The organism is Pseudomonas sp. FP453, from assembly GCF_030687495.1.
In the GTDB taxonomy this organism is placed as follows: domain Bacteria; phylum Pseudomonadota; class Gammaproteobacteria; order Pseudomonadales; family Pseudomonadaceae; genus Aquipseudomonas.
On sequence record NZ_CP117435.1, the window covers coordinates 2,136,508 to 2,161,475 of the forward strand.

The 24,968-nt window shown below is 64.3% G+C and carries 19 protein-coding genes and 2 pseudogenes; 2 read left to right on the plus strand and 19 right to left on the minus strand.

Annotated elements, in window-relative coordinates; all coding sequences use genetic code 11:
• Positions 1-118 precede the first annotated feature (118 nt).
• From PSH87_RS09835 to PSH87_RS09905, 15 genes and pseudogenes are all read right to left on the minus strand, one after another.
• The gene (locus PSH87_RS09835; protein WP_370695300.1) at positions 119-1,174 is read right to left on the minus strand and encodes an acyltransferase family protein; all 1,056 of its coding nucleotides are present in this window, start codon (positions 1,172-1,174) and stop codon (positions 119-121) included.
• A 14-nt stretch (positions 1,175-1,188) separates the two neighbouring features.
• Positions 1,189-2,598 carry a lipid II flippase MurJ gene (locus PSH87_RS09840; RefSeq protein ID WP_305433334.1) on the minus strand — a complete coding sequence of 470 codons (1,410 nt, stop codon included), beginning with the start codon at positions 2,596-2,598 and terminating at the stop codon, positions 1,189-1,191.
• On the minus strand, positions 2,598-4,031 hold the full coding sequence (locus tag PSH87_RS09845) for an O-antigen ligase (RefSeq protein WP_305433335.1): 1,434 nt from the start codon (positions 4,029-4,031) through the stop codon (positions 2,598-2,600). Before PSH87_RS09845 ends, PSH87_RS09840 begins: the two co-directional genes overlap by 1 nt.
• Positions 4,028-5,131 carry a glycosyltransferase family 1 protein gene (locus PSH87_RS09850; protein WP_305433337.1) on the minus strand — a complete coding sequence of 368 codons (1,104 nt, stop codon included), beginning with the start codon at positions 5,129-5,131 and terminating at the stop codon, positions 4,028-4,030. The genes PSH87_RS09845 and PSH87_RS09850 overlap by 4 nt, the downstream gene beginning before the upstream one ends.
• Positions 5,122-6,340: pseudogene (locus PSH87_RS09855) on the minus strand (glycosyltransferase family 4 protein). The gene PSH87_RS09850 and the pseudogene PSH87_RS09855 overlap by 10 nt, the downstream one beginning before the upstream one ends.
• 7 nt (positions 6,341-6,347) lie before the next feature.
• Positions 6,348-7,676 carry a cellulase family glycosylhydrolase gene (locus PSH87_RS09860; RefSeq protein ID WP_305433339.1) on the minus strand — a complete coding sequence of 443 codons (1,329 nt, stop codon included), beginning with the start codon at positions 7,674-7,676 and terminating at the stop codon, positions 6,348-6,350.
• On the minus strand, positions 7,666-8,856 hold the full coding sequence (locus tag PSH87_RS09865) for a glycosyltransferase (protein ID WP_305433340.1): 1,191 nt from the start codon (positions 8,854-8,856) through the stop codon (positions 7,666-7,668). Before PSH87_RS09865 ends, PSH87_RS09860 begins: the two co-directional genes overlap by 11 nt.
• Positions 8,856-10,847 (minus strand): exopolysaccharide transport family protein, encoded by a 1,992-nt coding sequence (locus tag PSH87_RS09870; RefSeq protein ID WP_305433342.1) that lies wholly within the window; start codon positions 10,845-10,847, stop codon positions 8,856-8,858. The genes PSH87_RS09865 and PSH87_RS09870 overlap by 1 nt, the downstream gene beginning before the upstream one ends.
• Before the next feature lie 14 nt (positions 10,848-10,861).
• Positions 10,862-11,638: a polysaccharide biosynthesis/export family protein gene (locus PSH87_RS09875; RefSeq protein ID WP_017736422.1), complete on the minus strand. Its 777-nt coding sequence runs from the start codon at positions 11,636-11,638 to the stop codon at positions 10,862-10,864.
• Between the two features lie 29 nt (positions 11,639-11,667).
• On the minus strand, positions 11,668-12,579 hold the full coding sequence (locus PSH87_RS09880; protein ID WP_305433343.1) for a glycosyltransferase family 2 protein: 912 nt from the start codon (positions 12,577-12,579) through the stop codon (positions 11,668-11,670).
• A gap of 1 nt (position 12,580) precedes the next feature.
• Positions 12,581-14,041, minus strand: coding sequence for a mannose-1-phosphate guanylyltransferase/mannose-6-phosphate isomerase (locus PSH87_RS09885; protein ID WP_305433344.1), 1,461 nt, complete (start codon positions 14,039-14,041; stop codon positions 12,581-12,583).
• On the minus strand, positions 14,041-15,480 hold the full coding sequence (locus tag PSH87_RS09890; protein ID WP_305433346.1) for an undecaprenyl-phosphate glucose phosphotransferase: 1,440 nt from the start codon (positions 15,478-15,480) through the stop codon (positions 14,041-14,043). The genes PSH87_RS09885 and PSH87_RS09890 overlap by 1 nt, the downstream gene beginning before the upstream one ends.
• A 428-nt stretch (positions 15,481-15,908) precedes the next feature.
• The gene (locus tag PSH87_RS09895) at positions 15,909-18,395 is read right to left on the minus strand and encodes a TonB-dependent receptor (RefSeq protein WP_305433347.1); all 2,487 of its coding nucleotides are present in this window, start codon (positions 18,393-18,395) and stop codon (positions 15,909-15,911) included.
• Positions 18,396-18,501: 106 nt separating this feature from the next.
• Positions 18,502-19,452 (minus strand): FecR domain-containing protein, encoded by a 951-nt coding sequence (locus PSH87_RS09900; protein WP_305433349.1) that lies wholly within the window; start codon positions 19,450-19,452, stop codon positions 18,502-18,504.
• Positions 19,439-19,954 (minus strand): sigma-70 family RNA polymerase sigma factor, encoded by a 516-nt coding sequence (locus PSH87_RS09905; protein WP_017736428.1) that lies wholly within the window; start codon positions 19,952-19,954, stop codon positions 19,439-19,441. Before PSH87_RS09905 ends, PSH87_RS09900 begins: the two co-directional genes overlap by 14 nt.
• Before the next feature lie 159 nt (positions 19,955-20,113).
• On the opposite strand from PSH87_RS09905, the gene PSH87_RS09910 reads away from it, so the two are divergent.
• Positions 20,114-20,743 (plus strand): LysE family translocator, encoded by a 630-nt coding sequence (locus tag PSH87_RS09910; RefSeq protein WP_305433351.1) that lies wholly within the window; start codon positions 20,114-20,116, stop codon positions 20,741-20,743.
• A gap of 86 nt (positions 20,744-20,829) precedes the next feature.
• Here PSH87_RS09910 and inhA read toward each other — a convergent pair whose 3' ends face one another.
• The gene (gene inhA, locus PSH87_RS09915; protein WP_017736430.1) at positions 20,830-21,510 is read right to left on the minus strand and encodes an isonitrile hydratase; all 681 of its coding nucleotides are present in this window, start codon (positions 21,508-21,510) and stop codon (positions 20,830-20,832) included.
• Positions 21,511-21,600: 90 nt separating this feature from the next.
• Here inhA and PSH87_RS09920 point away from each other — a divergent pair.
• Positions 21,601-22,594: pseudogene (locus PSH87_RS09920) on the plus strand (GlxA family transcriptional regulator).
• Here PSH87_RS09920 and PSH87_RS09925 read toward each other — a convergent pair.
• From PSH87_RS09925 to PSH87_RS09935, 3 genes are all read right to left on the minus strand, one after another.
• Complete coding sequence (locus tag PSH87_RS09925) at positions 22,540-23,454, minus strand: alpha/beta fold hydrolase (protein ID WP_305433353.1); 915 nt, start codon at positions 23,452-23,454, stop codon at positions 22,540-22,542. The pseudogene PSH87_RS09920 and the gene PSH87_RS09925 sit on opposite strands and share 55 nt — an antisense overlap.
• A 71-nt stretch (positions 23,455-23,525) precedes the next feature.
• The gene (locus PSH87_RS09930; protein WP_305433355.1) at positions 23,526-24,461 is read right to left on the minus strand and encodes a GNAT family N-acetyltransferase; all 936 of its coding nucleotides are present in this window, start codon (positions 24,459-24,461) and stop codon (positions 23,526-23,528) included.
• On the minus strand, positions 24,458-24,937 hold the full coding sequence (locus tag PSH87_RS09935) for a cysteine hydrolase family protein (RefSeq protein WP_305433357.1): 480 nt from the start codon (positions 24,935-24,937) through the stop codon (positions 24,458-24,460). Before PSH87_RS09935 ends, PSH87_RS09930 begins: the two co-directional genes overlap by 4 nt.
• Positions 24,938-24,968: the final 31 nt, after the last annotated feature.

Sequence of the window (24,968 nt, forward strand, 5' to 3'; positions counted from 1 at the left end):
TCTGGCCACACCGCCACCCTCCTGTGGGAGCTGGCTTGCCTGCGATAGCGGTGTATCAGTCAGCCTTTTACTAACTGACACATCGCCATCGCGGGCAAGCCCGCTCCCACATTTGGGTTCAGTTGCGTGCTGGAGTCGGGGTCTCCGTTTTCTTGCGCACCGGAAACGGAAAGTAGAAAAAACGCAAGAACGCCACCCGCTTGATCACTTCCCCAATCAGCAACGGCGCCACCACCGCCACCACCAAGCCAACGCACGCCGCCATTAACGGAGGCAGCCCCAGGCGCGCCATCAGGTCGAAGGTCTTGTGCTGGATCTCGCCATGGAAGATCAACAGGATCAACGTGGACTGGCCAATGTAGGTCATCGCCCGCGTCAGCAGCGCCGAGACCATCAGCACCCGCGCCAAGGCCCAGCACAGGTACACGCCAATCACCGCCAGCAGGCTGGTCCACAACCAGTGGTCATAGCGCCGTTGCGCCAGGTCCATGGTGTCGCCCCGCCAGAGAAACACCGCCGCAAACAGCGCCGCCGAGATCACCAGCGTCAGCAGTGAACCCTCATGCCGGCGCAGCCAGTCCCGCAGCAGGTAGCCGAGGATGAAAAACGCGCTGCTGATCAGCGTGACGTCCAGGCTGAAGGGCAAACCGGGCAGGACCCAGGTGCGTTCGCCGACGGTCACCGGCAGTTGCCAGAACCACGGCAGGATCCAGGTGCCCACCACCAGAATCAGTGCGGTCAGCCCACAACTCAGCGCCAGCGGCAGGCGTTGGATCAGGCGCAGCACGCACCAGCTGAACAGGATCGCCACCCAGAAATGCGGCAGAAACCACAGCGCCTGCCACGGGATGGTGTCCACCGAGGCATACAGCACGCCGCCGATGTCCGGCAGCAGCGGCTGCCCGCGCAGCACATCGCGCACGATCACGTAGACCAGCATGGTGAAGAAAAACGGCTTGAGCAGGCCGTCGGCCTTGCGCACGGCCATCTCGCCAAAGGGCTGTTCCGGCTTGAACAGCACGCCCGACAAAAAGAAGAACAACGGCAGAATGAACGACGCGAGGATCGGGTACATCAGGTCCAGGGACGTGGCCACAAACCAGCTGTGGGCATACACGATCACCAGGATGCCGATGCCTTTGGCGATATCCATTTGAATCCAGCGATGTTTCACTCGACCTTCCTCCTTTATGCCTTGCGCCATGGCTTGAGCCACAGCCCCATGCCCAGCAACACCACGGCGCCGGCCAGGGTGCTCAGCCCCAGTTGCAGCCACACGCCGTCAATCCGAAACAGCAGCAACGCCGCCAGGCCCAGCAACAGTGTGCTCAGCAGCCATTGCCGCGCCCAGGGCAGGGCGGCGAGCAAGGACTGGCGCTGCATCAGCAGCAGCGCGGTGCACAGCACACCGGCCAGCGCCGCCAGCGGAATACCGGCGAGGCCAAAGATAAACGGCAGCGCGCCGAGCAACAGTACGTTGACCAGGCTGCCGAGCAATTCGCAGCGCAAGGGTTGGCGTGTGTCCCCCGCGGCGTAGGCATAGCGCGCCAGCAATGCGTTCCAGGCGCCGAACACCAGCGGCACGGCGAACCACGCCAGCAGCAGCGGCAGCGGCGAATCCGCCGATTGCCTGGGCAACAGCAGCGCCACCAGACTCGGGGCCGCCGCCACCAGCCCGACACCGGCGGGCAGGGTCAGCACACTCGCGGTTTCCAGGCCGCGCTTGAGCAGGGCCAGGCGCTCGTCTCCCTGGCGCCGGCTCATCATGCCCAGCAGCACCTGGTTAAGGCTCATCAGCGCAATCAGCGGCAGGTTCATCAGCTTGCGCGCGAGGTTGACCCACGTCACCGCGCCTTCCCCCAGCAGCGACGCCACCAGCCGCTCGATCAGCGCCAAGCCCTGGCTGGCGCCGTTGCTCAACAGTAGCGGGCCGATGCGTTGGCCCAGCTCGCGCAGTGGCGCCAGCGACAGCTGCCAACGCCACGGCCGCCAGCCCTGGCGCCAGACCGACGGCAGCAGCGCCAGCGGCATCAACAGGCTGCCGGCGAGGCAGGCCAGGGCCAGCGTGTGCGGTTGCGTGGCGGTGCCGGCGAGGGCGAGGTAGGTCACCGGCGGCAGGTTGAACAGCAACGAGCCCAACCCCGCCAGCACAAACCGCTCGCTGGCCTGCAACGGAATACTGAACAGCGCATGCAGCATCAGGCCCGGCACGCACCACGCGACGATCTGCAGATTGCTGCCCGCCAACGCCGTGGCACTTGCCGCCAACCCGGGGCCGAGCAGTTGCACCAGCCACGGCGCCAGCAGCGTCAGCAACAGGCTGGTCACCAGCGCGATCAGCAGCAACGCCGGAAACAACACCGCCAGCCAACTCAGGCGCTCGCCGTCCTGGCGTTGCAGGTACAGCGGCAGCGCGGCGGCGCTGAGCACGCCGCCGGCCAGGGACATGCGCAAGGCTTCGGGCAAAAACAGCGCGATCAGGAACGCATCACTGCGCTCGCCCGCGCCCCAGGCCGTCACCAGCAACCATTCGCGGGCAAAGCCCAGGCACAAGCCGAGCAAGGTCGCCACAGTGAGCCAGACGGCAGAGCCGAGCATCAGGGGTGCACGCCATCAAGCAACGGCTCAGGCGCCGCGACGTGTTTGACCTGCGGCAACCGTGCCGGAAACAACCGGCGTGCCTCCAGCACATTGATCCCCACCATCAGCCAGAACAGCGCCACCATCACCACGGCAAAGCTGAAGTAGTGGTCAAACAAGCCACTGACCAACGCCGCCAGAATGCCCGCCGTGGTCCCCAGCCACAGGGCGTTGTCCTTGGTCAGGCGGATCGGGCCTTTTTCCGGCCGCGCCTCACGCCACCAGCGCACGGTCACCGCGACAAACAGCAGCATGCCGAGAATGCCGATCTTGTAGATGTAGTTCAGCCACAGGTTGGAGATCCCCAGCAAGTGCGTGCCCGGCACCGGTGGATCGACCTTGAAGCCAATGCCCAGCGGATACGCCGCCACGGCCTGCGGGAACATGCGGTATTCGTCGAAACGCACTTCGGTACTGGCGTTGCTCGACGAAAAGATTGTCGCCAACCGGTCCTGCAACGGCGGATACGCGATCACCAGTGCCACGGTCAGCGCCGCGCCGATCATCAGCAAGCGCCCGGTGTACGGCACGCGACGCGTGGCCATCCACAGCAGCACCAGCGCCAGGCTGACCATCGCGCCACGGCTACTGGCCAACAGCAGCGCCGCCGCGCCCAGGCACGCCACGCCGAGGCCGAGGCCACGCTTCCAGCCTTGCTCGGTCATGCCGTAGCAGAACGCCAACGGCAGCAGCAGCGCCATGATCCCGCCGATGGCATTCGGGTGGGTCCAGGGTGAGCCCATGCGCGAGGACATGGCTTCCAGGCCGAACTTGAGCGTGTCGAAGTTGGCGTAGTTGAACAGCCCCAGGATCGGCGCAATCCCGGCCCCCGAGCGGGTGCGCACAAACACCGCGATCGACAGCACCAGCATCGCCAGGGTGCCCAGCAACAGGGCGATCACCAGCGCTTCACGGTGCTTGCGCTCCACCAGCAACTTGGCCGCGAGGAACACCCCCGACAGGTTCAGCAACCAGCGCAGCCAGTTGGCCAGGCCGCTGCTCTCGGCGTGGGTGATGACCTGGCCGACGATAAACGGGAACACGCTGAACAGCATCAGCCACATCAACATTTGGTCGGTGGGGCGCTGGGTGAAGCGCGGCGATTCGGGCACGCGCGACAAAAAACGTTGCCACACCACGGCGCCCCAGGTCAGCGCGAGGATCGCTTCGCTGACGGTGGTGCGGATGCCCAGGTTCACCGTGGAGTACGGCATGAACGTCGCCACCAGGGCAAACAGCAGCAGGCCCCACAACGGAAAGCGCAGGATGGTCAGCGCGCCCGCCAGGCCAATCACGGCGACAAACGCCTTGGCCGGTGACAGCAACAAGGCCAGCGCACCGAACAGCACGCCGAAGAGGATGGGGACGAGGTTTGCCAGGTTTAGTCTCACTTGAGCTCCTCGATCAGGTCGGCCAGGCGGCGGCGATAGGCGCCAGGGTTGTAGCGCTCAGCCCACAGGCGGCGTTGCTCCGGCGAATCTTCGACGGGGCGTTGCGCCAGGTCCAGCATCAACTGCACCAGCGCCGGGCCATCGGTGGGCGAAAAGCGCGGTGCGGTCGGCGGGGTGATTTCATCCAGCGAGGTGCCGCTGGCCACCGCCACCGGCGTGCCGACGCTCAGGGCCTCGATCACCGGCAGGCCGAAACCTTCGGCGTACGAGGGTTGCCACAAGCGCGAGGCCTGGCGGTACAGCGCGTGCAGTTCGGCATCCGACACACCGCTCAAGGCGCGAATCCCCGGCAGCCTGCGCTGGGCTTCGGGCAGATGGTCGAGGCTGCCCACCAGCACCAGCTCCGGCACCTCGGCGGATTGGCGCCGCGCCTGCTGCCAGGCGTCCACCAGGAATGGCACGTTCTTGCGCAATTCGCGGGTGCCCACCAGCAGCCAGTAACCCTCGGGCAACTGGCGTGCGCTGAGGTCGGCGGGCAGCCCGGCAAAGCCATCGACCTGATTGGGCAGCACGCGGATCTTGTCCTTGGCGCCGGGAAACAGCCGCGCTGTTTCATCGGCGCTGTATTGCGACGGCGTCCACACGCGGTCGGCGCTGCGCACCGCATAGGCAATCGACAGGCGATCGCTGGTCTTGTAGATCAGCGCCTTCAGGCGGTTGGCGTGGTAGTTGTCCAGGGTGATCTGGAACAGGTCGTGCAACAGCACCACGCTGCGCAAGCCCTTGGGTTTGGGCGGCAGCGGCAGGCCCATGTTGAACGTGCTGATGTACAGGTCAATGTGCTGCTCGCGCAGCGCACGGGGCAGAAAACCGGCCTCGAAACGCAGGCGATTCTGCGGTTGGTGCATCGCGGTCTTGGCACAGCCCCAGCTTGGGCAATGCGCCTGCAAACGGGTTTCATCGCCCAGGGGCGCCACGGTGAAACGCTCCAGCTCAATGTCCGGCAACGTGCGCAGGGCGCTTTCCAGGGCGTACACCTGGCGGCTGATCCCCGATTGCGGCGAGGTGCCGACGGTGCGGTAATCCAGGCCTACACGCATGCGGGCTCCTTGTGTTTGAGCGGCGCGAGGCTGGCGTACACCTGCTCCAACTGGCTGGCGGCGACGCTCCAGTCATGGGCGCGGCGCACATACGCGCGGCCGGCTTCGCCCATGGGCGCGGCGGCTTCGGGAAATTGCAGCAGGCGCACCACGGCATCGGCCAGGGCGCTGGCGGATTGGCCGCCGAGGTAGTCCAGGCCGGCCACCAGGTCCAGGCCCGACACGCCTTGCGCGGTGCTGGCCAGCGGCAGGCCGGCGGCCAGGGCTTCGAGGACCTTGAGCTTGGAGCCGCCGCCCATGGCGCAACGGGGCGAGGAACACCGCACTGCTCGATTGCAGTGCCAGCAGATCGGGCACAAAGCCCTGCCATTCGATGCGCGGGTCCGGCCAGCGCGTGCGCCAACTGGCGGGCATGCCGAAGCCGCACACACTCATGCGCGCATCGGGGCAGCGCGCCCAGACCTTGGGCAGGATTTCATCCAGGGCCCACTCGATGGCGTCCACATTCGGCGCGTATTCGTAGTTGCCGAGGAACAGCACGCGACGGCTCACCGGATCGGGACGGGCTTTGGCGAAGTGATCGCAGTCCACGCCGTTGACCACCACCGGCACCCGTTTGCCGGCGATCTTTTCCAGCACTTCGGCGTCGCTTTCGGTCACCGCCACCACCTGCGTGGCCTGGCGCATCACGCGGCGTTCCCAGCGTGCGTAGCGCCATTGATCGTAGCGAATGAACGGCAGCGCCCAGCGCGGCAAACGGTCATAGGTGGCGGCGCCGAGGGCCGACTCGACGTTGTGCTCGGTCAGCACGAACGGCTGGGCGTTACGCGCCAGCGCATCTTCGTAAGGCTGGAAGGTGTAGCTGTGCTCGATCTGCACCACGTCCCATTGTTCACCCAACAGCCACTCGAACGTGTCCTGCAGTTCCCCCGACAGGCCATTCACGCTGGCCAGCAGCGGGTACGGTGCGAACAGCCCGGCCAGCAACGTTGTGACGCTGCGCAGCGGGCGGCGCGGCAGCACGATCAATTGTTCGAGAAACGCTTCCAGCACCTGGCGGTCGGCCGGCGTTACCGGGTGCTTGTCATGCAGCAGCAAGGTGATCTGATGCCCGCGCGCCGCGAGGCTGCGCAGCAGGTGAAACTGGCGCGTCTTGCCGCCGCTGGTGGCGGGCCAGGGTGAGTAGGGCAGGATCCATAAAATGCGCATGGCCGCGTCAATCCCATAACAGAATTTGCAGGGTCGGCTTGACCGTCACGGTCAGGCCGCTGGTGCCGGTCAGCGGGGTTTGCGTGCCGAGCAGCGGGTCGTACAGGGTGGCGTTGGCCAGGCCTGGCAAGTGCGCGTTGCCGCCCGCCGCCGACCAGAAGAACCACAGCTTGTGGCCGTCGGCGCGGGTCCAGCCGATGCTGAACAGGCCATCGGGCAATTGGTCGGCGAGCGGCGGGTCGCCGGGGCTCAGGCTCGGTCCGCTGATGTCGAGAAAGTTTTTCAGCGCGGTGTACACCGGCTTGGGGTTGGCGTCGATATCCAGCAGACCGTAATACTGGTCACGCACGCTGGCGCGCTGGTCGAGATCGCTGAGGGTGAACAGGAAGATCCTGTCGAAATCCATCGCGCTCATCAGCGCCAGGCGCCGCAGCACGTAGTCGGCCTGGCCTTGTTGGGTGATGAGGTCTTGCGCGTCCTTGGGGCCGGGGTAGGTGGACCAGCCCCATTCGGTGCTCCACAGGGTCTGCACGCCGCCGTTGCGCAGGGCGCTGTTGAGTGCGCTGGTCTTGGCGATGAAATCCAGGTTGGCCGGGTCGTTGCCTTCCGGCAGTTGGGTGTAAGGGTGGTAGGAAATCACCGTATTGAGGCTGGCCACGCCAAGGGCGCCGAGGGCGTCGAACATGGTCTGGCCGTTGGGCATTTCGCTGAAGAACGCCATGCCGGCGGCAACCACCGGCTTGCTCGGGTTGACCCCGCGCAAGGCGCCTGCCGTGGCGGTCAATAGCGCGGCAAAGCCCGCAGGATCGGCCACCGGGCGCCAGAAGCCGAGCAGGTTGGGCTCGTTCCACACCTGCCAGGCATCGACGCTGGGGTAACGCTGGGACAGCAGCGCCATGCGCGTGGCGAACACATTCGGGTCTTTCGGCGGGTACTGGTCCTGATACGGCGCACCCACCGGCGCGGTGGTGGCGAACGGCGCCGAGCCCACCAGGTAGAACACCGATTTGAGCTGATTGTCTTGCAACTTGCCGACCAACTGGTCGAGGGTCGCGATCTGGTACTGGTTCTCCACCGGCTCCAACTGGTCCCAGTGCAGATCCAGGCGCACCCATTGCAGGCCCAGGGCCTTGAGGCGGTCGATCTGCAATTGGTAACGCGCGGGGGCGAACCACAGGAACTGCGCGTTCACCCCGAGGAAATCCTTCCACACCACGACCTTGTTGCCTTTGAGCACATGGTTCTCGGCGTCGGCCTGGCGTCCCCACATAAAGGCGGTGAGGCCCAGGGCCGCGACCACGACAAGGGTCGCCAGGAAGGTGCGTTTACGCGCCATAAGGAGCTCCTGCAATCGCCTGTTCAAAGAGCTGCTTGAATTTTTGCGCGGTCAACGGCCACAGGCGTTCGCGGCCGATTTCCCCGGCGCGTTCGGCCCAGTCCCGCGCCAGCGCCGGCGTGCGCGCCAGGCGCAGCAGTTGCGCCGCCAGCGCTGCCACATCGCCTTGGGGATAGATCGCGCCGTTGCCGCTGGCGACTTCTTCGGCAAACGCCCGCGCATCCGAGGTGATCGCCCCGCGCCCGCACGCGGCGGCCCAGGACAGTGCGCCGCTGGTGCCGCGCTGGCGGCCGAGCAGGCCGAGTTTTTTTGATTCGCGATAAGGCAACACCATCACATGGTGGGCCTGGATCGTCTGGGCAATCTCGCTGGCCGGCAGGTTCAGCCGCCAGTCGATGGAATCGGTCAGGCCGAGTGCGGCGATCTGGCTGTTCAGCTGTTCCAGGTAATTGCCGCCCGCGCCAAACGCCATTTCGGCGGCGGTGCCACCGGCCAGGGTCAGGCGCACGCGGTCACGCAATTCGGGGGCTTGCTTGAACACATCGGCCAGGGCTTGCAGCAGGTCTTCAATGCCTTTGCCCCGGTAGATAAAACCGAAATACAGCAGGTGCAGGGTGTCCAGCGCCGGCAACGGCGCGGGCGCGATGGCCAGGTTGGCGTGGTTGATCACCGCGACCTTGCCGGCCGGCAGTTGCATGCGCTGGCTCAGGCAGTCGGCGCCGAGGCGGGTGAGGGTGATCAGCCGTGTCAGGCCCTGGGCGACATGGCGTTCTTCGCGCAGGGTCAGCGGGTCGGCCAGCACCACCGCCGCTTGCGGCAACGGGCTGGGCAAACGCGCCAACAGGTTCAGCGGGAAGGGCAGGTGTTCGCGGCGCCAGACCATGCGCTCCGGGTCATGCACGGTGGCGGTCAACGCCAGGCCAGGATGGGCCTTGCGCAATTCGCGCAGGGCGAGGAATTCGCCGAGGCGCCCGCCGCCCAGCTCGGCGTGGACCAGGTCCACACCCTGCCAGTCGAACCGGGCGATGGCCTGCTGGATCGCTGCGCTGTTGCCGTCCACGCCGGTCAACGGTGTCGCCACCGTCACGCCCAGTTGCTCCAATGCCGTCTTGAAATGGTTCGCGTAGTCGGCGATGCCGTTCTTTTCCGGCGGCAAGGGAGCGAGCAGGGCGATGCGCATCAGAACGCCCCCCGGTATTTGGCGATGGTGCGCAACACCTTGGCCGGCACTTCGAATTTGCGCCGGTTGATGATGATGCCGTCGACTTTGCCGAACGCGGTGTTGAGGATCGACAGCGCATGTTCCACCACCGGCACCGTGCTTTTATGCGCTTCCACCACCAGCGCAATCAGGTCGGCGCGGCGCAGGGTGACAAAGGCGTCGCGGTTGTCCAGCAGGCCCGAGGCATCCAGCAGCACCACTTCGCCAGGTTCCGCCGGGACGAGGCCGCCGACGCGCACGTTGACGCCGTTTTCCAGCAGCAGATGGCGCAGCTGCTCGACGACAAAGGTCACGCCTTCGCCGTGGCGCGCCGACGTCAGGCCCAGGGTCAGGCCGTCCTGCGCAATGCGGTCGGGTTTGAGCTGGCTGTACAGCCGGTAGATACTGGCGTGGAACGCGTTGGTACTTTGCACGGTGCTGGTGTCCAGCTCCGGCAGGGTGGTCCACAGGCGCAGGCCGAACTTGCGCTCCACCAGGCCACCGTCGTGAATACGCTGGTCCAGCAGGTAGCACAGGTAGATCACCAGCAAGCCGACGACGATGGCAAACGGGATCGCCAGGAACAGCATCACCAGGGTTTTCGGGAAGATACGCCCAGGGTTCAGGGTGGCTTCTTCGATCACGGCGATGTTGCTGATCTGGCTGTTGTCCAGTTCGCGGTCGATGCGCGATTTTTCCAGGTTGTCCACGTACAGCGCGTAGTTGCGCTCGGTGGTGTTCAACTCGCGGGCCAGGCGCGCCAGTTCCGGTTCGATCTCCAGGGCTTGCTTGCGCTGGTCTTCGAGGTTGAGCAGTTGTTTCTGCTGTTGCACCAACTGCGTGCGCAGCGCCTGGTTATTGCTGGTCTCATCCAGCAGCACGCGCTGCAAGTGGATTTCCAGGGTGTTCGGCGCACGGTTTTCCGAGGCCTGCACGGTGTTGCTTTCGCTGGAAACCTCGGCGCGCATCGCACGGATCGACGCGTCGAGGGCCTTCACCGGCGGCGCGTTGTCGGTGTAGGTGCGCATCATGTCGGCTTTTTCCAGCAGCTTCTGGTTGAGCAGGCGACGCAAGTCCTGTTGCTGCGGGTTCAGTGCGATCTGGCGCACTGTGGTGACTTCCTTGGGCTGGGTCTTGAGCTGGGTGCGCGTGCTGGCAATGGCGCTGTCGGAGGAAGCAATCAGGCGCTGGGTGTTGAAGGTTTCGCCGCGCAGCACGTTGATGCGCTCGGACAAGTCTTCGAGGCGGTCGGTGATGCTCGCCGCGCCGATCTCGTTGAGGTGCTTGAGGATCTGTTGCTTGTAGCTCTGGATCTCGGTGGCGCTGGTGGCCACCTGGCCTTCGTAAAACACGTAGAGGCTCTTGCGCCCCAGGGCCTGGGTGCGTTCGTTGATATAGGTCTCGACCCAATCCTTGACCACCGCCTGGGCGATTTCCGGGTCGCCCCAGGTGAAGCTGATGTCCATCACCGTGGAACCGGCGGCGTGGCTCACTTCAAAGCTCTTTTCCAGGGAGGCGGCGAGGCGCTCCACCGGGGTGGTTTTCTCGACGATACCAACGGTTTCCAGCACTACGCGCACGCCGCCGAAAATCGCGCCGATGCCTTCCTTGACGTAGTGCTTGGTGCGCTTCCAGAACCCTTCGGGCGGCGGTGCGTTTTCGATGACTTCCAGGTAGTGCTCGGCCACCGCCCGCACGATGGGGCGCCCGGTGAGCAGGCGTTCTTCATCGACAATCGGGTCGCGCTGGGTGCTGGGCATGACCAGCGCCTGGCGGTTGCTGATCTCGATCGGCAAGGTCGAATCGCGCCCCGGCTTGACCAGCAGGCGCGCGGTGGATTCGTACTTGGCCGGCAGCAGGAACGCGCCGAGCAGGATGATCACCAGCGCGGCAATCGCCGCCAGTTTGAACTCACGGCGAAAGATGAAGAACAGGCGCAGAAGATCACGAAAAGAACGGATCTCGATCATGGGATGTCGCTCCTTTAGTTATTGCCGCCGCTGGTTCGCGTGTAGTTGTAGCCAACCCCAATGGACTTGGTGAACGGAATCAGTTGGTTCATGTAGGTATCCACCCCCTGGATGCGCTCGCCCACGTTGGATTTGGGCACGAACACCACGTCACCGCGCTGCAGGTGCACCGGTTTGCGCCCGTTGGGGCCGGTCTTGAGCAACTGGCTGAAGTCGAGGAAGTAGGCGCGGTAGGCGCCCTGGGCGTCTTCGCGCAGCAGGGCGACCATGCTCGCGTTGCCCGCCGGGCTGACCCCGCCGGCGCCGAGAATCGCCTGTTCCAAGGTGTTGGCCGTGGCGATCTGCACCGCCGTCGGGTTGTTCACCGCGCCGCCGACGATCACCGAGTTGCCCGGCGCCTGGTTGATATTCACCGTCACCCGTGGCTCGCGGTAGGTCTGCGCGAGCTTGCCGGTCAGTTCGGTGGCGAGTTCCGAAGGCTGGCGCCCGGCCACCTGGATCGGCCCGAGGAACGGGTAGTTGATCTTGCCGTCGGTCTGCACCGTGTACAGCGTCAGCTCATAGATGGTGCTGACGTTGAACGCCGACAGCGTCGGCATCTCGCCGGCATCGCGGACGATGCGCAACTGGTCGCCGACGCGGATGCGTTCCACGGCGGGCGGCAATTGCGCCAACTGTTCGAGGGCGCGCTTGCCGTCCTCTACAGTCTTGCCGTCCGGCGCGACGATGCGCGCGGGGGTATTGCAGGCGGCCAGGGCCAGCATGGCCAGGACGAGCACGGTGCGTTTCATCATGGGGGACTTCCTGTGGGTCATGCTGCTCACCTCCAATAACCGGGAAACATGCTGATGCGCCGCTTGAGGGCGAGGGGGAGGCGGCGTTCCTGATGCCCCAGCCGGTAGCCGAGCAACTTGAACGCGCTGCGCACCAGGACTTCGGGGACGCGGTGCAACGCACCGGCTGCGCGCAGTGCCGCCAGCTCAGCCAGTACATAGCGTTTACCTTCACCGCCGGCATCGCCGAACGCTTCACGGATCCACGGCTCGCGGCCGTAGAACACGCCAATGTCGAAGTAGCGGTGAAACTCATCCATGAGCGTGTAATCGTGGGAGTGATACACCTGCGCGCTGGCGGCATAGCGCACCTTGTAGCCGTCGAGCAGCAGGCGCGCGGCGACGTAGGCGTCTTCGCTGCCGATCACATCGGCGGGAAAACCACCCACCGCGTCCAGGGCGCTGCGCCGGTACACGGAAAACGAGTCGGAGCTGAAGCAGGTCTTGATCCCCAGCTCCGGCGCATCGGCCAGGCTCTTGCTGCGGCTCTGCGCCGGGTAGTTGAAGTGCCGCGACTGTGCGCCCAGTACGCCGGCGCCGGGGTGCGGCAATTGGCGGCCGTAGGCGACGCCGTTGAGCGGGTCTTGCTGCAACTCGGCGAGCAGGTTGGCAAAGGTCTCGGGGCTGGCGGGGATGGCGTCCTGGGTCATCACGATCAAGGCCTCGCCGCCCACTTGCTCGCTGGCCCAGCGCCGGGTGCCGCCGTGGTTGAAGTCGCGGGCATCGATCACCTCGACCCGGGCGCCGAACTCCCGGAAACGCGCCACGCTGTCGTCGCTGGAGGCGCTGTCGACCACCAGGGTTTCGTCCGGTTGCAGGCTTTGCATGGCCAGCGCCGGCAGCAGGCGCGCCAGGTGGCTGGAAGCGTTACGGGTCGGGATGATCAATGAGGTGCGCATGTCATTTTTTCACTTCAGCCGGGGCGCGCCCGTAGATGTCGTCGAAGCGCACGATGTCGTCTTCGCCCAGGTACTCGCCGCTCTGCACCTCGATCATCACCAGGTCGATGATGCCGGGGTTGGTCAGCCGGTGTTTGTGCCCGGCCGGGATGTAGGTGGACTCGTTGGCGTTGATCAGGAACTCGCGCTCGCCATTGGTAATCTGCGCCGCGCCGCTGACCACCACCCAGTGCTCGCTGCGATGGTGATGCATCTGCAACGACAGCGACGCCTGGGGCTTGACCACGATGCGCTTGATCTTGAAGCGGCTGCTTTCCTCCAGCACGGTGTAGGTGCCCCACGGCCGGGTGACGGTGCGGTGCAGGCTGTACGCCGGATGGTTCTGGCGCTTGAGCTCGGCGACGATGTAGCGCACATCCTGGCTGCGATGGGCGTCGGCGATCAGCAGCGCATCGGGGGTGTCGACGATGATCAGGTCGCGCACGCCGACGGCGCCGGTGACGCGCTTGGGCGAGTCGATGTAGCAGTTGTGCACGTCATGCAGGATCGCCTCGCCATTGACCTGGTTGCCATGGGCGTCGCTGGGGGTGAGCTGGCGCAGCGCTTCCCACGAACCGATATCGCTCCAGCCGATGTCGCAGGGCACTACGGCGACGTTGCGGGACTTCTCCATCAAGGCCACGTCGATGGAAATATCCGGCGCGCTGGCGAAGCCATCCGCATCCAGTTCACGCTGGCGCGAGGTTTTGTTTTGCAGGCTCTGGCTGTGTTCCAGCGCGGCTTTGGCGGCGGTGAGCACGTCCGGCGCGTGGCGGGCGAGTTCGTCCACCAGGGTGCTGGCCTTGAAGCAGAACATGCCCGCATTCCACAGGTGCTTGCCGCCATCGAGGTAGCCCTGGGCGGTGGCCAGGTCGGGTTTTTCGACGAAGCGCTTGACCCGGTAGCCGCTGCCCAGCGCTTCGCCTTGCTCGATGTAGCCAAAGCCGGTTTCCGGGTGGTCGGGCTGGATGCCGAAGGTCACCAGGTAGCCGGCCTCGGCGAGGTCGCGGGCCTGGGTCACGGCCGCGGCGAACGCCACTTCATTGAGGATCAGATGGTCGGCCGGCAACACCAGCAGTTGTGCGGCATCGCCGAAGTGTTCCTGCACATGCAGCGCCGCCACCGCAATGGCCGCCGCCGTGTTGCGCCCGAACGGCTCCAGCAGCAGGTCAAGGGGCAAGTGCGCCTTGTTGACGCTGCGGTAGTCATCCAGGGTGCGAAACAGCAGGTCGCGGTTGGTCACCGTCAGCACGCTTTCCACGCCGGGCAACTTGGCCGCGCGCTGGAAGGTTTTTTGCAGCAGGCTCTGGCCGTCGCGCATGCGCATGAAGGGCTTGGGCATGTTCTGTCGCGACACCGGCCACAGCCGCGTGCCCGAACCCCCGGAGACGATGCAGGGGATCAATCCGTTGAGGGTGTTCATCAATAGACCTCCTTGGTGGACAGGACGGCGGGGACCGTCATGAAGACGATGTACAGGTCAAACCACACCGACCATTTGGAGATGTACTCCAGGTCGTATTCCACGCGTTTCTGGATCTTGTAGAGGGTGTCGGTTTCGCCCCGAAAGCCATTGATCTGCGCCCAACCGGTGATCCCCGGCTTGACCCGGTGGCGCGAGCTGTACTCACTCACTGCCACTTCAAACGGCACGCCGGCGGCCTTGGTGGCGGTGGCATGGGGGCGCGGGCCGACCATCGACATGTTGCCCAGCAGCACGTTGAACAGCTGCGGCAGCTCGTCGATGCTGGTCTTGCGGATGATCCGCCCGACGCGGGTGATGCGCGGGTCCTGGCGGGTGGTCTGGCGTTCGGCGGTGAAGTCGCTCTGGTCGGTGTACATCGAGCGGAACTTGAACACGCGGATTTCGTTGTCGTTGTAGCCGTAGCGGTTCTGGCGGAACAGCACCGGGCCCTTGGAGTCGAGCTTGATCGCAATCGCCGTCGCCACCATCACTGGCGACAGGCACACCAGCGCCAGGCTGGCCAGCAACAGGTCTTCCAGGCGCTTGATCACCGGCGACCAGCCCCGCAGCGGCAATTGCGAGGTGTTGAACATGAGGATGCCGCCGACGTCGGTGATCTTGCTGTGACCGTAGCGCAGGGCGGCCATGTCCGGCACCAGCATGACGTTCACCGACATCTGCCGCAGGCGATTGACCAGCCCGTGGATGCGCTGCTCGGCCGCCCACGGCAAGCAGATCATCACTTGGTTGACCTCCTCGGAGCGGATCAGTTTTTCCAGCTCGCGGGAGTTGCCCAGCAACGGCAGGTTGCTCAATTCCTTGGGGATACGTTCGGTGCGGTCGTCGATAAAGCCGATCAGGCCCGAGCGGATATCGCCATTGCGTTGCAGGTGGTCGGCGACGTGCACGGCGGTGTCGGTAAAGCCCAGGATCACCGTGCGTTGCAGGTATTTGCCCTTGCGCATCAGGTTGCGGTACAGGCGCAGCATCAGCAGCCGTTCAAGGCAGAACAGCCCCAGGCTGGCGAAGTACCAGGTGACCAGGTTGCGTGGGGTCAGCTGTGGGAAGGATTGCAGGATCTGGTACATGAACAGCAGGATGCAAAACGCCGCGGACCAGGCCTTGACCTTGGTTTTCAGGCGCAGGCGGTTGCTGAACAATTCTTCGGAGTAGATGCCCAGGGCCTGGAACAGAATGATGGTGAGCACCGCAAAAAACAGCAGCAGCCCAAGGAAGTGCGGGCGCAGTTCGGGGGCCACCGGGTCAATGAAATACACCAGGACGAGCGGGGGCAGGATGGCACTCAGGCCATGAATGAATTTGACGAAAACAACAAAAAACTCAACAAAACCGGCACGTGTTAAAAACAAACTGTCAACGGACGACTTCTTTCGCATACAGCATCCCTCATTGCACTCCAGACTTTCTGTTCGGCTGTTTGGTCAATAAGGCAGCAGGCTGCTTAGTGGCCAGTCGAACTACGGCTACTCTGGGTAATACGCAACTATCCAAGTCAAATGCGGCGCGTCATTTGACGGGATTTGCGGGGTGGTGACTTAAGGGAGTGTTTCCTTGACCTGCCATGTCAATAAGTTGACCGTGGTGCGGATGTGCCGTTTAGGGCGCTTGGGTAGCAGGTCGTTCGGCATTTTCTTGACATTCCTTGTCTTAACACTCGGTCTGGGGGTGTGATTTTGAGTGTAGGAACAAATGTGAGAATTTTCCTGCCGAACGGGGAAAGCTTTTTCAATCGGAAGTAGGAAAGGGGGACAAAGAGGGAGTGGACAGGCACGCTAAGTGCCCGCCCACCGGGACTTTCGAGGGATCAGAAGTTGCCTTTCAAACTAACCGTGAAATTGCGCGGTTCACCATAAAAGTTGCCCCACGATGCTGTACCGACAGTGTTGTAGTAGCTTTTGTCGAACAGATTGTTGCCGTTGAGCGCCACGGTCCAAGTGTCGTCGACGCGGTACGCCAGCCGTGCGTTCCACACCGCATAACCGGCCTGTTCCAGCTTGATGGTCTGCATGCGGTAGTTGCTGCTCTGGGCGTTGACGCCGGTACCGACGCTCCATTTCGACAGTGCGCCGTCGAGCTGGTAGTCGCCCCACACCCGCAGCATATGCTTGGGCACGTAGGTGTTGGATGAGCCGCCTTCGAGGGCGCTGTCGATGTTCTTCAGGGACTTGGTCTGGGTGTAGGTGTAGCCGCCAGACACCTGCAGGCGTTCGAGCACTTCACCGCTGACTTCGGCCTCCACGCCCTGGGCGCGCACCCGGGCGGTGTCGGTGTAGCAATAGCCATCGGCGGAGGTTGCACAGAAGCTGGCGTAGTCGGTTTCGGCGCCGTTTTTCTCGATGGCGCGGAACAGCGCCAGGGAACTGTTGAGGCGGCCGTCGAACCATTCGCCCTTGATACCCAGCTCATAGTTGTCGCCGATCTTCGGCTTGAGCGCGGCGCCATCGGCGGTGGCGTAGGCGCTTTGCGGCTGGAAGATATCCGCGTAGCTGGCGTACACCGACAGGTGCTCGTTGAGGTCATAGATCAGCGCGGCGAACGGCGTGACTTCGCCGGTTTCCCGGGAATGCGCATCCTGCAACGACCACTCGCCCCAGCCGAGGCTGTAGGACTGGCGACGGTTGTCGTACCAGCTCACGCGGCTGCCCACGATGAACATCAACGGTTCGGCCAGGCGCAGGCGCAAGGTGGCGTAGGCGCCGTACTGGGTGGCGGTTTCCTTGATCGTGCTACCACGGTACATGTTCGGCCAGAAGGTGTTGTCGGCCGGCTCCGGCAAATGGTGGTTGGGCGTGTAGATGCCCTGGCGCGTCGGCAGGTTCTGGATCGCGTACACATCGTCCTGGGTGCCACGGCTGCCGTTGGCGCCGAGGATCAGCTCGTGTTCCAGGCCGAAGGCTTCGAACTTGCCGTCCAGGTAGGCGTCGAGGCCGTAGTCGCGGTGGTCGTAATCCATCAGCGCGGCGTAGGACAGGGCGGTGGGCGCCGGGTCGCCGTATTGGATAGTGCCTTCGCTGGCGGCGTACTTGGTGTCTTGCAGGTTGCGGCTGTGCACGGCCGCGACCTTGAGTTTCCAATCGTCGTTGAGTTGCTGGGTGAGATCGACGAAGTAGGTGGCGCGACGGCTCTGCCAGTCGTTCCAGGATTGGCCCAGGCACGTGGAGCGGCTGAGGTTGGCGCTCTTGCCGTCGGCATAACGCGGCAGGCCGCCCCAGCACGGGGTGGCATCGACGTCTTCGTAGCTGGCGCCGATGCCCAGGGTGGTGTCGGGGCTCAGGTCGACGTCCAGCGCGCCATAGAATGCCTGGTCCTTGCGCTTGGCGATGTCCATGTACGAGCCGCGATCCTGTTGGCTGATCGCCACACGGCCGCGCACGGTGCCGCTGTCATTCAGCGGGCCGCCGGTGTCGAGGTCGGCGCGGTAGTTGTCCCACGTGCCGGCGGACAGCGACAGGCTGGTGGTGGGCTTGGCCTGGGGCCGCTTGCGCACGAAGTTCACCGCGCCGCTGGCGGTGCCGGCGCCCTTGAGCATGCCGGCCGCACCCTTGAGCACTTCCACGCGGTCATAAATCGCCATGTTGGCGCTGAAACTGTCGGCCTGGGCGTAGTCCTTGCCCATGTCCAGCGGTACGCCGTCGTACTGGTACTGGCCGAGCATCTTGAAGCCACGGGAATAGAAGTACTTGCCGCCCATGGGCGACTCGTAGCTGGTGATGCCGGGCGTGCGTTCCATCACGTCGTCGATGGTGGTGACGTTCTGGTCGTCCATCAACTGGCGGGTCATCACGCTGACCGATTGCGGCGTTTCCCGCAGGCTGTGTTGGCCTTTGCCGATGGTCACCGCGCCGGTGGTGTAGGAACCGGTGCCCTCGGTAGTGGCGCCCAGGCGGTCGCCAGTGATGGTGGTGGCGCCCAGGTTCAGCGCGCCGCTGTCCGCCACCTGCGGCAGCAGCAACCAGGTGCTGTTGCCTTGACGCTGGGCTTGCAGGCCTTGGCCGCGCAACAACTGGTCGAGGGCCTGTTCTTGGTCGAAGCGGCCATTCAGGCCGGTGCTGGTCTTGCCGGCGACGCTGTTGGCGTCATACGACAGGCTGATGCCGGCCTGGCGGGCGAACTGGTCCAGGGCATTGGCGAGGGAGCCGGCGGCGATGTGCCAGTCGCGGGCCTGGGTATCGCTGGCCGGTGTCTCGGCCAGCACGGCCAGGGGCAGGGCACCGCCGCTCAGGCAGGCGCCCAGCAGGGCGGCCTGGACCGCGCGCTTGAGGGGGGAACGGGGGGAGGGGAACGCTTGCATGACCGTGGGCTGCTCCTGAAGGAAGTGGAAAATACCGGCCTGTTGATCGGCCTTTCCTTACAGGTCGAACGGCAATGCGAATTCACCTCATTTATTTTTCAACGGTTTACACCCGGGGGGTGACGGTCACCCAATAACGGCTGCGGTAGGTGACATCGATGTTCAGCGATTGCGCGACCAGCGTCAGCACCTGATCGGTATCGCTCAGCTGATAGGTGCCCGACACCCGCAATCCGGCCACTGCCTCGCTGCAACGCAACAGCCCGTTGCGGTAGCGCGCCAATTCGCTGAGGAAATCATCCAGGCGCATGTAGTGGGCGCTGATCACGCCGTCGCTCCAGGCCCAGGGGTCGAGGCCGTTGGCGATGGGCGGGCGGATGCCGTGGCGGTCGATCAGCACCGCTGCGCCGGGCGGGATCACTTGGCGGGCGCTGGCGTCATGGCGGTCGGCAAACACCGCCACGCTGCCCTGTTGCACCGCGATCAACGTGCCTTGGGCTTCTTCACGGACCAGCAAGCGCGCGCCTTGGGCACGCAGGTCGGCGTTGCGGGTCAGGACCCAGAAGGGACGACTGTCGCCACTGGGCTGCACCACGATTTCGCCTTGGCGCAACTGCACCTTGCGGCGTTCTGCGTTGAAGGTGGTATCGATTGCGGTGGCACTGTTGAGTTGGACCTGGCTGCCGTCGTCCAGCGTCACCCGTCGTTGTTCGCCGGTGGCGGTGCGGTAGTCGGCCACCAGGGCGGGCAGCGGCGTGTAGTCGCGGCCGAACCAGGTCACCCCGGCCGCACCGGCCACCAGGCCCAGCAACTTGAGGCTTTCACGGCGGCTGATGCGTTGCCGCGCGCCGCTGAGGGTGCGGCGCCCGAGCTGGGCTGGCAGGTGGTTGAAATCGTCATTCATGGTCGCCACGCGCTGCCACACCTGCTGGTGTTCGGCGCTGCTGTGCAGCCAGCGTTCAAACGCGGCGGTGCTGGCGTCGTCGGCGACATTGAAGCGCAGCTTGATCATCCACTGGATGGCCTGGTCCACCAGGCGCGGGTCAGCATTCCTCATAGCGCAACCGATAACAGGCGTGCAGCGCCTTGGCCAGGTCGCGCTCCACGGTGGCCTTGGACACGCCGAGACGCAGGGCGATTTGCGCACAGGTCAGGCCGTCCAATTGGGCGAGCAGGAAGGCTTCGCGCACGCGCGGCTTGAGTTGGTCGAGCAGGCGGTCGATGCGCTCCAGGCTGTCGAGGATCAGGCGCCGGGTTTCTTCCGACGGCACCTCGGCCTGTGGGAAATGCGCGAGGCTTTCGAGGTAGGCGCGTTCCAATTCGCGGCGCCGGTACTGGTCGATCATCAGGCTGCGGGCGATGCTGCTCAGGTACGCGCGCGGTTGCTGCAAGGTCTGCTGCTTGCGCGCGTTGAGCAAGCGCACAAACGTCTCCTGCGCCAGGTCGGCGGCATGCTCGCGGCAGCCGGTGCGGCGGTTCAACCAGCCGTGCAGCCAGGAATGGTGGGCAAGGTACAGCTGGCCGATAGCGGCAGGGTCCAGTGGGTGATCGCTCGACATGGGCATCCTGGCACAGCAGTCATAATTGATAATGTTTCGCATTCTAAGCGTTGATTGTGGCAATGAGCAATCACTGGCGCGCAATGTATCCAGCACAATTTTTTGTTGGCCCGACGCGTGCGGATTACGCTCCGGGTTTTTCTCGGTGGAGGCTTGAGCATGATCGACCTTGCAACCCTCGCGGTTTTCTGCGGTGCTGTTTTGCTGTTGCTGTTATCGCCGGGGCCGAACATGGCCTTTGTCATCAGCCACGGCGTGAGTCACGGTTGGCGCGGCGGTATGGCCTGCGCACTGGGCATCGGCGTGGCCGACCTGTTGCTGACCGCGTTGACTGCCACTGGGGTGACGGCGCTGGTGGCCAGTTGGCCGCCGTCCTTTGACCTGATTCGTTATGCGGGGGTGGTGTACCTGCTGTGGCTGGTGTTCAAGACCTTGCAGAAAAGTCCGCGATTGGACACCGCTCACGCCCACCGCGTACCCCTGCGGCGGGTGTGTGTGCAAGCGATGCTCAACAGTTTGCTCAACCCCAAGGCGTTGTTGTTTTTTGTGGTGTTTCTGCCGCAGTTTGTGCGGCCGCAGGCGGGATCGATTGCCGTGCAACTGATGGTGCTCGGTGGCGTTTTGACCGTGATTGCAGCCGTGTTTCATGGGGTGCTGGGCGCATTTGGTGGTGCGCTGAGCCGTTTCTTTGCCGGGCGCCCGTACAGCGCCTGGTTACAGAAATGGGGGCTGGCGACGGTGCTGACGGTGTTGGCGATGCGGTTGGCGGTGATGTCGCGTCCCAACTGACCCTATTGAAAGGTGGGAGGTAAAACTGTGGGAGCAGGCAAGCCAGCTCCCACATTTGATTGTATTCACACAGTGGGATTGTGGCGTCAGCCCAGCAAAGCGGCGGCTCGCGCGACAATCTCGCCACGGGTCTGGCGCGACTGCGCCGTGCGCTTGTGCGCTTCTTCCAGCACAGCCTTGGGCGCCGTATCCGGACGACCCGAGTCAAACGGCGGCGCCGGCGCATATTCAATCTGCAACTGCACCAGTTGCGCCGTCGCTTCGTCGTACAGTTCCGCAGCCAAGGTCAACGCGAAATCGATGCCAGCGGTGATGCCGCCTCCCGTCAACAGGTTGCCATCACGCACCACGCGCTCCTGCACGGGGATCGCGCCGAGCGGGGCGAGCATGTCGTGGTAGGCCCAGTGGGTGGTGGCCTTGCGCCCGCGCAGCAGGCCCGCTGCGCCCAATACCAATGAACCGGTGCACACCGACGTCACATACCGCGCGGTCTGCGCCTGAACCGTGAGGAAGTCGAGGGTCTGCGGGTCTTCCATCAACGCACCCACGCCGGAACCGCCCGGTACACAGATCACATCCAGCTGAGGGCAATCGGCATAGGTCATGGTCGGGGTGAACACCAGCCCGGTGCTAGAAGTGACGGGCGCCAGGTCTTTCCACACCAGGTGCAACGTCACGTCCGGCAGCGAGCCGAGGACGTCATAAGGGCCGGTGAGATCCAGTTGCTGGATGCCGGGGAACAACACAAAGCCGATCTGCAAGGTCATGGACAGCGCTCCGAGAAAGGGGTGGACGGCTTCACTCTAGGGGCCTAGGCTTTGGCGCATACGCCATTCAGCCCACAGATCACGCCAATCATGCCGCGAATCGTCCATGTCCTCGCTTTTGCCAATGCCCAGGTGCTCGACGTGACCGGGCCGTTGCAGGTGTTCGCCTCCACCAATGACCTGGCGCGCCAGCGCGGCTTGCCGTTGCCTTACGCGGTCACGGTTGATCGCCGCGCAAACGGCGCCGGTGATGACCTCCGCCGGCCTGGCGCTGGTGGCCGAGCCGTTGCCGGCCATCGACGCGCCTTGCGACACCCTGGTGATCGCCGGCGGCTGGGGCGTATACGGCGCCGCCGACGACCCGGCACTGGTCGACTGGGTACGGGAAAAAGCCCGGCACACTCGGCGCATGACCTCGGTGTGCACCGGCGCCTTCCTGCTCGCTGCCAGTGGTTTGTTGGATGGCTGCCGCGTGGCCACCCACTGGACGCGCTGCGAAGAACTGGCGCGCAAATTCCCCGCGCTGACGGTGGAATCCAACCCGATTTTCATCCGCCAAGGCGCAGTGTGGACCTCCGCCGGCGTCACCGCCGGCATCGACCTGTGCCTGGCGCTGGTGGAAGACGACCTCGGCAGCGAAGTGGCGCTGGAAGTGGCGCGGCACCTGGTGGTGTTCCTCAAACGCCCGGGCGGGCAATCCCAGTTCAGCGTGACCCTGTCCCTGCAAAAGGCCGACAGCCGCTTCACCGAACTCCACGCCTGGATGGCCGAAAACCTCACCCTCGACCTGAACATCCCGACCCTGGCCGCCCAGGCCGGCATGAGCGAGCGCAGCTTCGTGCGCCATTACCGCAACGAAACCGGCCAGACCCCGGCGCGGGCTGTCGAATTGATCCGCGTCGAGACGGCCCGTCGGCAATTGGCGGACAGCACGGCGTCGATTAAACGCATCGCCGTGCAATGTGGTTTTGGCAGTGAGGAAACACTGCGCCGGAGTTTTTTAAGGGCCTTAGCGGTGACGCCGCAGGCCTATCGTGAACGCTTTTCGCCGAGTAATTCCAGCAGTGCATCCAGCGTGGCTTGAGGTGCTTCCTGAGGGATATTGTGGCCGACGCCGGGCAAGATCCTGCGCCGATAAAAACCGCTGAAATGCTCCGCGTCATCATCGTCCACGGGCGGCGGCCCCACCCCGTCGTCCGCACCGCACAGGGAGATGCTCGGCACCGAAATCGCCGGTTGCAGGGTCAGCGCCCGTTCGATCGCTTCCAGTGCCGGGTCGCCCGGCGCGTACATGAAACGGTGGCGATAGGAGTGAATCACCACCTCGACGAAATCCGGGTTGTCGAACGATGGCGCACTCTGCTCAAACAGGCCCGCCCCCTCGTCCCAGGACGGTGACCACAGCGTCCATAACAACTGGCACAGCTCACGGCGATTGGCGGTCAGACCGTCCACGCCCCGTTGGGTATGAAAGTAGTACTGATACCACAACCGATGCTCTGTCTCCGGCGCCCGAGGGGTGAGCGACTTGGCAATGTCCTGGATGTTGTAGCCATCCCCGGTTACCAACCCGCGTACGCGCTCGGGCCACAGCGCCGCAACAATACACGCGGCGCGTCCGCCCCAGTCGTATCCAGCCAGGGTGGCCTGGGGGATCGACAGCGCATCCATGAAGTCCAGCAAGTCCTTGGCCAACGCCGCCTGCTGCCCGGAGCGCATCACCTGCTCGTTGATAAACCGCGTCGGGCCGTACCCGCGCAGGTACGGCACCAATACCCGATAGCCCAACTCGGCCAGCGCCGGTGCAATGGCGTCATAGCCGCGCGGGTCATAGGGGAAACCATGCAGCAGGATCACGGGCGGTCCGTCGAGGGGACCGTGGGCTTCATACGCCACATCGAGCATGGAGGTGCGCACGCAGAGCAGCGGGGCGGTGGTGGTCATGGTGGGTGATTACCGACTGGCCAGGGATGCTGAAACTCTAGCCGATTGTTGTGGCGGGTTGGGGGCAGGGATTACTTGCTTGAGCCGGTTTGTCGAAGGCCGATGCAATTTCCCCACGGGTCGCGTACCTGACAAATCCAATGACCACCTTCAATCTCCATCGGCCCGCGATACAACGTCCCGCCCAGTTCCTCAAACCGGCGCAATGCCTGCTGCAAGTCGTCTACTCCCCAGTACACCACTGATCCTGCAGCCCCTGATGCAACCTTGTCATCGGCGTTGACGATCTCGAGGGCGACGCCTGCTACATCCAAATGGCCGAAGTCGTCAGGGTCATGATGAATGCGTGTCGCCAACGGAAAGGCGGCGGCATACCACTCGGTTGCCGCCCGCCAGTTCGGGACGTGAATGAGGATGGAGAGGATGGGCATCAGCCGAACAGAACCTCCCATACCTGTGTTTTTCTTGGCCAGCCACTCTTGGTTCAACAACCCCAATACACCCAGATCGTGTCGCTGGCCATTCCAAAACCCAGCCTCGCGCAACGTGCCTTCGGCTTGGAAACCCAGTCGTGCCAACAGCTGGAGCGACGCGGTATTTTGCGGATGCACCCAGGCTTCCACGCGATGCAATTTCATCTGTTCAAAACCCCAGTCGAGCATCGCCTGCAAGGCCTCGTGCATCAACCCCCGGCCACGCGCGCCGGGCGCTAGTTCACAGGCGAGAGCGCAACTGTTCCAGCTCTGGTTCCACTTGAACAGGCCACAACTGCCGATCAGTTTTCCATCGTGTTCGATCCCCCAGCGTGTGCCGGGGTTGGGTTGGCTGCGCCAGTGCGCGAAGGTTTCGATCAGGGATTCGGCCTGGGCAAGTTCGGTCATCGCGTCGGCGCCGAACCAACGCATGCTGTCGGCATCGCGGTGGATGTCGAACACTGCCGGTGCGTCGCTTGCCACCAGTTCACGCAGGCATAGGCGTTGGGTGTGTAGTGTTGGGAAAAGGCTCATGGTGTGGTTGTCGCTAAAACCTGCTCACGATCCACCACCTTGCCAAAGTGATGCCGCCACAACTCCACCCCCAACTGCCCCGACCGATCCAGCGACGAGCCCACGGTCAAGTCGCTGATCAACGTCGGCTGCAACCCCGCATCAAACAGGGCAAACCCCGCCGCCAGCACGCAGGTGTCGGTTTGTATGCCACACACCAATACACGCGCCGGCGCCAGGCTTTTGAGGTAGGCAATCGTCTCGGGCGTGGGCGCATAGCCGTGCTTGATGAAGATGCGATCTGCCGCGATCAGGCTGTCGTCATCCGGCGCCGGTTGCCAGCCGAGCTGGCGGGCAAAAGGGGTAACGCTTTCGTCGTGGCGCTCGACGGTGGCCACCGACGGCAGGCGGCCGAGCAGGGCGGTGATGCCGTCCACCAGCCACGCCGGTGGATTGAAGCACGGTTGCACGTCGATGATCAGCAGTACCTGGCGCATGGGGTTCCTGTCCGTAGCCGAAGGGCGGATC

Excerpts from the sequence above, each read along its gene's own strand:
- PSH87_RS09905 (WP_017736428.1), bottom strand. The coding sequence starts at position 19,954 with ATGTCGAGCGATCACCCACTGGACCCTGCCGCTATCGGCCAGCTGTAC.
- PSH87_RS09900 (WP_305433349.1), bottom strand. The coding sequence starts at position 19,452 with ATGAGGAATGCTGACCCGCGCCTGGTGGACCAGGCCATCCAGTGGATG.
- PSH87_RS09840 (WP_305433334.1), bottom strand. The coding sequence starts at position 2,598 with ATGCTCGGCTCTGCCGTCTGGCTCACTGTGGCGACCTTGCTCGGCTTG.
- PSH87_RS09925 (WP_305433353.1), bottom strand. The coding sequence starts at position 23,454 with ATGACCACCACCGCCCCGCTGCTCTGCGTGCGCACCTCCATGCTCGAT.
- PSH87_RS09930 (WP_305433355.1), bottom strand. The coding sequence starts at position 24,461 with ATGAGCCTTTTCCCAACACTACACACCCAACGCCTATGCCTGCGTGAA.
- inhA (WP_017736430.1), bottom strand. The coding sequence starts at position 21,510 with ATGACCTTGCAGATCGGCTTTGTGTTGTTCCCCGGCATCCAGCAACTG.
- PSH87_RS09895 (WP_305433347.1), bottom strand. The coding sequence starts at position 18,395 with ATGCAAGCGTTCCCCTCCCCCCGTTCCCCCCTCAAGCGCGCGGTCCAG.
- PSH87_RS09910 (WP_305433351.1), top strand. The coding sequence starts at position 20,114 with ATGATCGACCTTGCAACCCTCGCGGTTTTCTGCGGTGCTGTTTTGCTG.
- PSH87_RS09875 (WP_017736422.1), bottom strand. The coding sequence starts at position 11,638 with ATGAAACGCACCGTGCTCGTCCTGGCCATGCTGGCCCTGGCCGCCTGC.
- PSH87_RS09870 (WP_305433342.1), bottom strand. The coding sequence starts at position 10,847 with ATGATCGAGATCCGTTCTTTTCGTGATCTTCTGCGCCTGTTCTTCATC.
- PSH87_RS09885 (WP_305433344.1), bottom strand. The coding sequence starts at position 14,041 with ATGAACACCCTCAACGGATTGATCCCCTGCATCGTCTCCGGGGGTTCG.
- PSH87_RS09860 (WP_305433339.1), bottom strand. The coding sequence starts at position 7,676 with ATGGCGCGTAAACGCACCTTCCTGGCGACCCTTGTCGTGGTCGCGGCC.
- PSH87_RS09935 (WP_305433357.1), bottom strand. The coding sequence starts at position 24,937 with ATGCGCCAGGTACTGCTGATCATCGACGTGCAACCGTGCTTCAATCCA.
- PSH87_RS09890 (WP_305433346.1), bottom strand. The coding sequence starts at position 15,480 with ATGCGAAAGAAGTCGTCCGTTGACAGTTTGTTTTTAACACGTGCCGGT.
- PSH87_RS09850 (WP_305433337.1), bottom strand. The coding sequence starts at position 5,131 with ATGCGTGTAGGCCTGGATTACCGCACCGTCGGCACCTCGCCGCAATCG.
- PSH87_RS09880 (WP_305433343.1), bottom strand. The coding sequence starts at position 12,579 with ATGCGCACCTCATTGATCATCCCGACCCGTAACGCTTCCAGCCACCTG.
- PSH87_RS09865 (WP_305433340.1), bottom strand. The coding sequence starts at position 8,856 with ATGCGCATCGCCCTGCTCGCTCCCTTGCCGCCGGAAAAGAACGGCATC.